The following is a 6,869-nucleotide window of genomic DNA, read 5'->3' as shown; positions in this document are numbered from 1 at the left end:
CTCGCACCTCAACCAGCCAGACGTTGCACCTCAACCACCCGGGCGGGGCAGTCGGCTCAGCCTTCCTGCTGGCGCTTGAGCTCGAGGGCGATGTCGATGAGCTGGTCCTCCTGGCCACCGATCAGCTTGCGGCGGCCGGCCTCGGCGAGGATGCGGGCGCCGGAGACGCCGTACCGCTCGGCGGCGTTGCCGGCGTGCTTGAGGAACGAGGAGTAGACGCCGGCGTAGCCCATCATCATGGTCATCCGGTCCAGGCGGCACTCCTCGGGCATCGCCGGGCGGACGACGTCCTCGGAGGCGTCGATGATCTTGAGGAAGTCCACGCCGGTCTTCCAGCCGAGCTTGTCGCAGATGCCGACGAACGCGTCGAGCGGCGTGTTGCCCGCACCGGCGCCGAAGCGGCGGACCGAGCCGTCGATCTGGGTGGCGCCCGCGCGGACGGCCATCACCGTGTTGCCCGCCCCGAGGTCGAGGTTCTCGTGGCCGTGGAAGCCGACCGTCGCCTCGTGGCCGATCTCGGCGACGAGCGCGGAGACGCGATCCGAGACACCCTCGAGGATCAGGGCACCGGCGGAGTCCACGACGTACACGCACTGGCAGCCGGCGTCGACCATGATCCGGGCCTGCTTGGCGAGCACCTCGGGAGGCTGGGTGTGGCTCATCATCAGGAAGCCGACGGTCTCGAGGCCGAGCTCGCGCGCCAGCCCGAAGTGCTGCTCGGAGACGTCGGCCTCCGTGCAGTGGGTGGCGATGCGGCAGATCGAGCCGCCGTTGCCCTGGGCCTCGCGGATGTCGTCCTTGGTGCCGACGCCCGGGAGCATCAGGAACGCGATCTTCGCGTTCTTCGCCGTCTCGGCGGCGATCTTGATCAGCTCCTGCTCGGGGGTGTGCGAGAACCCGTAGTTGAAGCTGGAGCCGCCGAGGCCGTCGCCGTGGGTCACCTCGAGCACCGGTACGCCGGCCTCGTCGAGCGCACCGATGATCGAGCGCACCTCGTCGGCGTTGAACTGGTGCCGCTTGTGGTGCGACCCGTCGCGCAGGCACGTGTCGGTGAGCCGGATGTCCAGGTCGGACGTCGGGTCGGTGTCCCGCCAGGTGCGGGCCAGGCTGTTGAGCTCCGCAGGTCCGGAGATGCTCATGTCTGTGTCTCCCTTGGTTTCGGCAGGCTCAACCAGCGGTCGCGGCGAGCGCGGCCCTGGCCATGCCCTCACCCGCGCGGGTGGCGGCGGCGGTCATGATGTCGAGGTTGCCGGAGTACGGCGGCAGGAAGTCGCCGGCACCCTCGACCTCGATGAAGACGCTGACCTTGGTCGCGCCTCGGGTGGCGGGCGACGGGTCGTCGAACTGCGGCTCCTGGAGCAGCCGGTAGCCGGGCACGTAGTCCTGCACCGCGGCGACCATGCGGTGCACCGACTCGGTGATCGCGTCGCGGTCGGCGTCGGGGCCGACGGCGCAGAAGATCGTGTCGCGCATGATCATCGGCGGTTCGGCCGGGTTGAGGATGATGATCGCCTTGCCCTGCTCGGCGCCGCCGATCGTCTCCACGCCGGCTGCCGTGGTGCGGGTGAACTCGTCGATGTTCTGACGGGTGCCCGGGCCGGCCGACAGCGACGCGACCGAGGCGACGATCTCGGCGTAGGACACCGGGGTGACGCGGGAGACCGCGGCCACCATCGGGATCGTGGCCTGACCGCCGCAGGTGATCATGTTGACGTTCTCCGCGCCCGCGTGCTCGTCGCCGTTGACGGCCGGGATGCACGCGGGGCCGACGGCCGCGGGCGTCAGGTCGACCGCGCGGATGCCGGCCTCGGCGTACCGGGGCGCGTACTCGCGGTGCACGTAGGCACTCGTCGCCTCGAAGATCAGGTCGGGCAGCTCGTCCTGCTTGAGCAGCCAGTCCACGCCCTCGTGACTGGCCACCAGGCCCTGCGCCTCGGCGCGCGCGAGGCCGGGACTGTCGGGGACGACCCCGATCATCCAGCGCGGCTCGATCACCTCGCTGCGCAGCAGCTTGTACATCAGGTCGGTGCCGATGTTGCCGGGACCCACGATGGCCGCGGTCAGCTTGGTCATGGTGCTCCTACTCTCGACGATCACTCGGAAAAGGTCACCGACAACGGGTCGAACCCGCTGATCGACGCCACCACCCGGTCGCCCGGGGCGAACGGCACGAACGGGCCGAGGGCCCCGGACAGGACCAGCTGGCCGGCTCGCAGCGGGTCACCGAAGCGAGCCGACTGCACCGCCAGCCAGCGCAGCGCCTCCAGCGGGTCGCCCAGGCACGCGGCGCCGTTGCCCGACGACCGCTCCTCGCCGTTGATGGTCAGCGACATCTCGACGTCGACGGGCTCCAGCTCGCTCAGCGGCTTGCCCTCGCTGCCGACCACGAACAGCCCACTGGAGGCGCAGTCGGCCACGGTGTCGGTGAAGCCGATCTTCCAGTCGGCGATGCGCGAGTCGACGATCTCCAGGGCGGGCAGCGCGACGTCGACGGCCTCGCGCACGAAGGCCAGCGTGATCTGGTCCTCCGGCACGTCGATGTCGCGGCCGAGCCGGAAGGCCACCTCCGCCTCGACGCGCGGCTGCAGGAGCGTGCGCATCGAGATCGGGCCGCCTCCCTCGTGGGCGGCGTCACTGACGTCCATCTCGTCCAGCAGGTAGCCGAAGTCGGGCTGGTCCACGCCGAGCTGGTCCTGCACCGCCTTCGAGGTCGCCCCGATCTTGCGGCCGACCACGGTGGCGCCGGCGTCGAGCCGGGCCCGGACCAGACCCTGCTGCACGGCGTACGCCGCGTCGAGGTCGTCGGTGCCGATGAGGTCGCGCACGGGGGCGCACGGGACGCCGGTCGCCTGCGCCTGCGCGAGCCGGTCGACGGCCGCCTGCACGGCGGCGGGCGCGGCGCCTCCGATGGCATCCTGAGTGGTCACGACACTGATACTAGAACCTGTTACAGTTTCTCGCCATGAGGGCCCCTGGAGACGTCCCCCTGAAGCCGGCGTACGACGTCGTGGTCGTCGGTGCCGGCGGCGCCGGCATGACCGCAGCGCTGGCCGCCGCGCGCCAGGGCCTGGACACCGTGCTGGTCGAGAAGAGCAGCTACTTCGGGGGCTCCACCGCGCGGTCCGGCGGCGGCGTGTGGATCCCGGGGAACTACGCGCTGCGCGAGGCCGGACAGGTCTCCCCCGGCGACCTGGAGGAGTCCCGCCGGTACCTCGACGCGATCGTCGGCGACGTCGTGCCGAAGGTGCGGCGCGACACCTACCTCGAGCGCGGCCCCGAGGTGATGGACTTCCTGCGGGAGAACACGCCGGTCCGGTTCACCTGGGTCCCGGAGTACTCCGACTACCTCCCCGAGCAGCCCGGCGGCCGCGCCCGCGGCCGCAGCGTCGAGCCCGTGCCGCTGGACGCGCGCTTCCTCGGCGACGAGCTCGAGCGGCTCACCCCGCCGTACACGAAGGCCCCGGCCAACCTCGTCGTGATGCAGGCCGACTTCCGCAAGATCAGCCTGGGCATGCGCACGCTCAAGGGCCCGCTGACCCTGCTCAAGGTGATGCTGCGCCGGATCCTGGCGATAGTGCTGGGCCGGAAGATGTACGGGATGGGCAACGCGATCGCGATCGGGCTGCGTCAGGGCCTCGTCGACGCGGGCGTGCCGGTCGTCTACGACGCCGATCTCACCGACCTGCTCCTCGAGGACGGCCGCGTCGTCGGCGTGACGGTGCTCCGCGACGGGCGCCCCCAGGAGATCCGCGCGAGCCGGGGGGTGATCCTGGGCAGCGGCGGCTTCGAGAAGAACCAGGAGCTCCGCGAGAAGTTCCTCCCGCAGCCCACCGACAGCGCGTGGTCGACCGGCGCCGAGTGGAATACCGGCGGCGGTCACCTCGCCGGCATCACCGCAGGCGCCGCCACCGACCTGATGGACGACGCGTGGTGGGGGCCGACGATCCCGTTGCCGGGCCGGGCGTGGTTCTGCCTGGCCGAGCGCAACCTGCCCGGCTCGATCATCGTGAACGCCGCCGGACGGCGCTTCATGAACGAGGCGCTGCCGTACGTCGAGGCGACCCACGCGATCTACGAGGGCGAGGCGACCGGCGTGTCGCACGTGCCCGCCTGGATGGTGATCGACCAGCGCTACCGCAACCGCTACCTCTTCGCCGGTCTCGGGCCCCGGCAGCCGTTCCCGGGCAGCTGGTACAAGGCCGGCGTCGTGGTGAAGGCCGGCTCGGTGGCCGACCTGGCCGAGAAGATCGGCGTGCCGGCCCACGCACTCGAGGACACCGTCGAGCGGTTCAACGGCTTCGCTCGCATCGGCGTGGACGAGGACTTCCATCGCGGCGAGAGCGCCTACGACAAGTACTACTCCGACCCGCGGGTCACCCCGAACTGCTCGCTGCACACGATCGACCAGGCACCCTTCTACGCCGTGAAGATCGTGCCCGGCGACCTCGGCACGAAGGGCGGGCTGGTCACCGACGAGCACGCGCGGGTGCTGCGGGCCGACGGCACGCCGATCCCGGGCCTGTACGCCGCCGGCAACGTCTCCTCGGCGGTCATGGGCAACACCTACCCGGGACCCGGCGGGACGATCGGACCGGCGATCGTGTTCGGCTACCTCGCCGCGGAGGACATCGCGCGCGTCGCCACGGCCGGCGGCACGAGCACCGGCACCACCGAGAACGACCTGACCGCAGGAGGGGCTGCCTGATGCCGATCGATCCCGACGTCGCCATCGGAGCCCCGCTGCCGGACCGCTCGTTCTCGTGGACCAGCAGCGACGTGCTGCTCTACCACCTGGGCATCGGTGCCGGCTCGCGCGCCGGCGACAACCTGGACCCCCGGGCCCTCCGCTACACCCTCGACGACGAGCACCTCCAGGTCCTGCCCTCGTTCGGCATCGTCGCCCCGACGTTCCACGAGACCGACCCGCCGCCGCTGGACCTGCCCGGCTGCGACATCAACCTCGGCCAGGTCGTGCACGGCAGCCAGGCGATCGAGGTGCGCGGCGCGATCCCCACCGCGGGCTCGGCCGTGCTCTCGACGCGGATCAGCGACGTGTGGGACAAGGGCAAGGCCGCCGTGATCTGGCAGGAGGGCGTGGCTCGGGCCTCGGCAGGCTCGACCACCGGCGAGGGCGAGGAGCTGTGGACCGTCCGGTCGTCGATCTTCGTGCGCGGCGAGGGCGGCTGGGGCGGCGACCGCGGCGCGTCGACCGCCGTGGAGGTCCCGGACCGCAAGCCGGACACCGACACGACGTACGACGTCACGCCGCAGCAGGCGCTGCTCTACCGGCTCTGCGGGGACCGCAACCCGCTGCACGCCGACCCTGCCTTCGCCCAGGCGGCTGGTTTCCCGGCGCCGATCCTGCACGGCCTGTGCTCCTACGGCATCGTCCTCCGCACGGTCACCGACGACCTGCTCGGCGGGGACGCCGCGCGGGTGCAGGCGTTCGGCGCGCGGTTCGCGGGCGTGGTGTTCCCGGGCGAGACGATCCGGGTCCAGGCCTGGGAGCGCGACGACGACATCGTCGTCACCGCGACCATCGACTCGCCCCGCCAGGAGCGCGACGGAGCCCCCGTGCTGGCCGACTGCGTGCTGACGCCCCGTTGAGGCGGACGCTGTGATGGACGCCCTCGACGGCTGGACCAGCGGCGAGCACACGCACGACGGCACCACGCACGCGACGTACCGCAGGGGCAGCGGCCCCGGCGTGATCGTGATCTCCGAGATCCCCGGCATCACCCCCGCCGTGATCGCGTACGCCGACGAGGTGGTCGCCGCGGGCTTCACCGTCGTGATGCCGCACCTGTTCGGGACGCCGGGCGGCGCGAACGGGGTACTGCCGGTGGCCCGCACGCTGGGCCGGATCTGCGTGAGCAGGGAGATGAGCCTGCTCGCACTCGGGCAGACCCAGCCGGTCGCGGACTGGCTGCGCAGCCTCGCGCGGACGCTGCACGCCGAGCTGGGCGGCCCCGGCGTCGGTGCGCTCGGCATGTGCTTCACCGGCGGCTTCGCCCTGGCGATGATGGTCGACCCGTCCGTCGCGGCGCCGGTCCTCGCCCAGCCGTCGGCTCCGATCGCGGTGACGCCGCGGCGCTCGGCCGACCTCAACCTCTCGCCCGGCGACCTCGCCGCCGTGAAGGCGCGGGCCGCCGCGGGGTGCGAGGTGCTGGGCCTGCGCTACCGGTCCGACCCGATGGTGGGCAAGCGGTTCACCACGCTGACCCGCGAGCTGGGCGACGCGTTCCTGAGGGTGGAGTTCCCCGGCCGCCAGCACGCCACCCTGACCGAGCACCGGCGGCAGGAGGCGGTCGACCGCACGATCGCCTTCTTCGAGGACAAGCTGCGGGTCTAGGTTCGGCGCATGGCCCGACGACGCGCCGCCCTCGGCTCCCTGGCGTTCTTCGTGCTCGCGCCGGGCAGCACCGCGGTGCTCGTCCCGTGGCTCGTCACCCGGTGGAACGGCGGCGCGCCCGTTTGGGCGCAGGCGACCGGCGCCGTGGTGACCGCGGCCGGCGCCGCCCTGGTCGTGGCGACCTTCGTGCAGTTCGTGGTCGAGGGGCGCGGGACGCCGGCGCCGGTGGCCCCGACCGAGGAGCTCGTCGTCGGTGGCCTCTACCGGTGGGTGCGCAACCCGATGTACCTGGGCGTCGCCGGGGCGATCGCCGGCCAGGCCGTGATGTTCGCCAGCGTCGGCGTGGGGGCCTGGCTGGCGGCGTTCCTGCTCGCCGTCACCGCGTTCGTCCGCGGCTACGAGGAGCCGACCCTGCGACGCACCTACGGCGCCTCCTACGAGGCCTACACCGCCGCCGTGCCCCGGTGGCTGCCGCGTCGGCGTCCGTGGCACCCGCCGGACCGCGTGCGCTAGGCCC

General features: G+C 72.3%; 7 protein-coding genes. 4 read left to right on the top strand and 3 right to left on the bottom strand.

Going from position 1 to position 6,869, the window contains the following annotated elements:
• Positions 1-56: 56 nt before the first annotated feature.
• Genes dmpG through EFL26_RS08440 form a run of 3 tightly spaced genes read right to left on the bottom strand, consistent with a single transcriptional unit; the run spans position 57 to position 2,927 of the window.
• Positions 57-1,139, bottom strand: a complete 1,083-nt coding sequence (gene dmpG / locus EFL26_RS08450; protein ID WP_123222408.1) for a 4-hydroxy-2-oxovalerate aldolase — start codon at positions 1,137-1,139, stop codon at positions 57-59.
• A 28-nt stretch (positions 1,140-1,167) separates the two neighbouring features.
• Complete coding sequence (locus tag EFL26_RS08445; RefSeq protein WP_123222407.1) at positions 1,168-2,073, bottom strand: acetaldehyde dehydrogenase (acetylating); 906 nt, start codon at positions 2,071-2,073, stop codon at positions 1,168-1,170.
• Between the two features lie 20 nt (positions 2,074-2,093).
• Positions 2,094-2,927, bottom strand: a complete 834-nt coding sequence (locus tag EFL26_RS08440) for a 2-keto-4-pentenoate hydratase (RefSeq protein ID WP_123222406.1) — start codon at positions 2,925-2,927, stop codon at positions 2,094-2,096.
• Positions 2,928-2,962: 35 nt separating this feature from the next.
• Between EFL26_RS08440 and kstD the strand changes: the two genes are divergently transcribed.
• From kstD to EFL26_RS08420, 4 genes are read left to right on the top strand one after another with little or no spacing between them, the layout of a single operon-like run.
• On the top strand, positions 2,963-4,705 hold the full coding sequence (gene kstD, locus EFL26_RS08435; protein WP_183408089.1) for a 3-oxosteroid 1-dehydrogenase: 1,743 nt from the start codon (positions 2,963-2,965) through the stop codon (positions 4,703-4,705).
• Complete coding sequence (locus EFL26_RS08430; RefSeq protein ID WP_123222405.1) at positions 4,705-5,607, top strand: MaoC/PaaZ C-terminal domain-containing protein; 903 nt, start codon at positions 4,705-4,707, stop codon at positions 5,605-5,607. Before kstD ends, EFL26_RS08430 begins: the two co-directional genes overlap by 1 nt.
• A 13-nt stretch (positions 5,608-5,620) precedes the next feature.
• Entirely contained in the window at positions 5,621-6,352 is a 732-nt protein-coding gene (locus tag EFL26_RS08425; protein WP_123222404.1) for a dienelactone hydrolase family protein, read from the top strand.
• Positions 6,353-6,361: 9 nt separating this feature from the next.
• Positions 6,362-6,865, top strand: a complete 504-nt coding sequence (locus EFL26_RS08420; protein WP_123222403.1) for a methyltransferase family protein — start codon at positions 6,362-6,364, stop codon at positions 6,863-6,865.
• Positions 6,866-6,869 lie beyond the last annotated feature (4 nt).

The organism is Nocardioides pocheonensis, from assembly GCF_003725535.1.
In the GTDB taxonomy this organism is placed as follows: Bacteria; Actinomycetota; Actinomycetes; order Propionibacteriales; family Nocardioidaceae; genus Marmoricola; species Marmoricola pocheonensis.
The sequence above is the reverse complement of the archived record's forward strand: the minus strand, read 5'-3'. Positions and strand labels throughout refer to the sequence as shown.